The organism is Pseudomonas sp. F1_0610 (genome assembly GCF_047470865.1).
GTDB lineage: Bacteria > Pseudomonadota > Gammaproteobacteria > Pseudomonadales > Pseudomonadaceae > JAZDRH01.
This window is the reverse complement of sequence record NZ_JAZDRH010000060.1, coordinates 1-2,587: the sequence shown is the minus strand read 5'-3', so window position 1 is coordinate 2,587 and position 2,587 is coordinate 1. Positions and strand designations below refer to the sequence as shown.

Below are 2,587 nucleotides of genomic sequence, written 5' to 3'. Positions count from 1 at the left end.
TGCTAGATCATTGTTTAGATTTTACAAATGATTTAATTGAGTCTTATGTTGTTAAAATAGACTATAGTAGTTTTATAAGTTGTGACAATCCATACGGCTTTATTAGAAATCACATTAGTGATAATGTTATTATATTTTACCCGTTAACTACAGATATTATGTCTATATTTTTAGATTCAGATTATAAATAACTAATCAGCTTTTCCTCAATCATCTTTACTTTCTGATCAGTAACCCCAACAACTGTCGCTTGGCGTATTGCACGTCGCGGCCTTTGCGGTCGGGTTTGTCGCGTAGGCCGTTTTCCTGTTTGACTAATACACGTTCAGTGAGTTGTAAGCTGATGAGTTAGCCATTAACACAACTAAAACAGATTCAGACAAACAGGCATTAAAATATGAAGTGAACATTGCTGCCAGTGCTCGCTAATTTTGCATAGTACTGTGTAAATTTATTATTCACTGATGAACGGTAATCCCAGCTCTACAGTTAAGCTCAAAGTAGAGAAAATATTACGCAAAAATTACACCACAGAAACAAAAAAGCCCCGAATTACGGGGCTTTAGAGTATTAAGATGGTGCCGGCACCATGAGAAGAACTCAGACTATAACATATTGATTTAATTGATAAAAATAATAGTTACTTCTTGCTGGCGTACACACCAGTGTACAAGAAAGTTTAAAACGTACCTTCAAGGCATAAACCAGATAAACAACATTCTTCCAAGTAAGTAAAAAGTTGGCGGTCTCTATTTCTATGTGTTACATGTGTTACATGTGTTATGCCCAATAAATACAAGGGGTTTGGCGTAACACATAGAATTTCGTATGTGTTACATGTGTTATGCCCAGTAAATACAGGGGTTTGAGGCTAGTTAGCATTTAAAAAATAACACATGACCTTTGTTGGCATTGGTTAGCCCCACCTTTAGCTAGAGAACCTTTTAACTATCACCAAGCCCTTGTATTCAGCTAATTCTGTTGCTGCAACGGGATTAGAATATTCTGATATAGCTTTCGGTTTCTTCCAATCTAAGTCAGCCGCTAACAGTCACCGTTGTGTAACTCAAAAAAGTGTTAGGATTTGTTAGGTTTTCAGTCACACAGAGGCGCCGTCTAAGCCAATGCTGGCGCGGCTAGTATGATGTTTTAGAAATAAGTACGACTTTACCCAGAACGGGCTTAAAAACTAATTTTGAATGTTAGCATTTATTAGCATCTTGAGCCGCTAACAGCCACCTTTATGTAACCAAAATAATGTTAGGATTTGTTAGGATTTGCAAAGTGAGGAAATCTCACTTCGGCTAGCCTAGGCTGGCTGATTGTGCCTTTAACTCAATATTAAGCGCTTGTATCACTTTCATTTACTATTTGGGTCAAATCACGCGCCTTGGCAATGTAGTCAGTCGCTCTTAATCGTTCGTCACTATCGCCATCAACTCACACCTAAGATAGATATTCGGCAATGGCTTCATCGCTATCTAAAATATCAGTCAAATCAAAATCTAATAATTGAACACTCATTCTTCCCCCACACTGAAGATATCCCCAGTTTTGGGTACATCTATTTAATGCCATCAGATTTGAGCATACTCAAGATTCTGAGTTGATCTACTGATACTATTGCGCGCACTTACTGCTTACCTGAAAAGTGAATCTATGAACCTGTTTAAAAAACTTACCTTCGCTTTATTATTCTGTTCTGCCTCAGTAACCAGTGCTTATGCTGACAACTGGGGCGCGATTTATTTAAGCAAACCGACTGGCATTGCTGGTGGCTCATATAATGCTAGAAGTGCTGAACAAGCTAAACGCATAGCCTTAGAGTCATGTGTAGAAAAACACCATGGGCAAGCTCATGATTGCAAAATTGCTGGCAACGCTTTCGCCAATCAATGTATGTCTGTCTATTTAGGAACTAACAATATTGGCTCAACTGGGTATGATGGGGTGGGCTCTCACAATGCAAGGGCTCGTGCTGCTAAAGGTTGCCAACAATATGGAGGAATAAATTGCAAAGAAATCATGACTATCTGTAACAGCAGATACTATTGATGCCTCCAGTGTCGACCTATTCGGTAAGCCCTACAGAATCCTTTGTATGCGCTCAGCTGAAATTTCAGACAATTACAAAGACCTTTTAAAACTCCGCGTGTGTTATCGCTCGCCCCCAGTGGGGGATGAACATGCTAAAATCGCGCGCCTGCGTGCGCGTACTGCACTTGAAATTCAGGGCTATCCTTTCTATTCATTGAATTGTCATTCTAGCCTCAGTTTGTGGACGGGATTCCCGTCATCAAACTTCACTGTTTTATCTAAGTTTTAACTCTCACCATTGGTGGAAGTCATAATGTAATCCCCCCATTTTCCACAGTGCTCATCTGTAGAATTTAAGCTGCCTGTAATAGCTGCCTTGGCGGTACTCCTCCGATGCCAGTGTGAGGGCGTTCGTTGTTATAAGTCCAAAGCCATTGTGTAGCAAGTTCTTGAGCCTGTTCAATGCTGTCAAAGATGTTTAAATCTAACCATTCATGACGCACTGTTCGGTTAAAACGCTCAACATAAGCATTCTGTGTCGGTTTGCCTG

Annotated in this window: 3 protein-coding genes; 2 read left to right on the top strand and 1 reads right to left on the bottom strand. The window is 39.9% G+C overall.

Annotated features, from left to right (window positions below):
• The coding region (locus tag VQ643_RS16075) for a hypothetical protein (protein WP_414201498.1) at positions 1 to 191 on the top strand (191 nt) is incomplete at its 5' end.
• Between the two features lie 1,468 nt (positions 192 to 1,659).
• Complete coding sequence (locus VQ643_RS16070) at positions 1,660 to 2,055, top strand: DUF4189 domain-containing protein (RefSeq protein WP_414201496.1); 396 nt, start codon at positions 1,660 to 1,662, stop codon at positions 2,053 to 2,055.
• A gap of 335 nt (positions 2,056 to 2,390) precedes the next feature.
• On the opposite strand, the gene VQ643_RS16065 is transcribed toward VQ643_RS16070, so the two are convergent.
• The coding region (locus tag VQ643_RS16065; protein ID WP_414201494.1) for an integrase core domain-containing protein at positions 2,391 to 2,587 on the bottom strand (197 nt) is incomplete at its 5' end.

Excerpts from the sequence above, each read along its gene's own strand:
- VQ643_RS16070 (WP_414201496.1), top strand. The coding sequence starts at position 1,660 with ATGAACCTGTTTAAAAAACTTACCTTCGCTTTATTATTCTGTTCTGCC.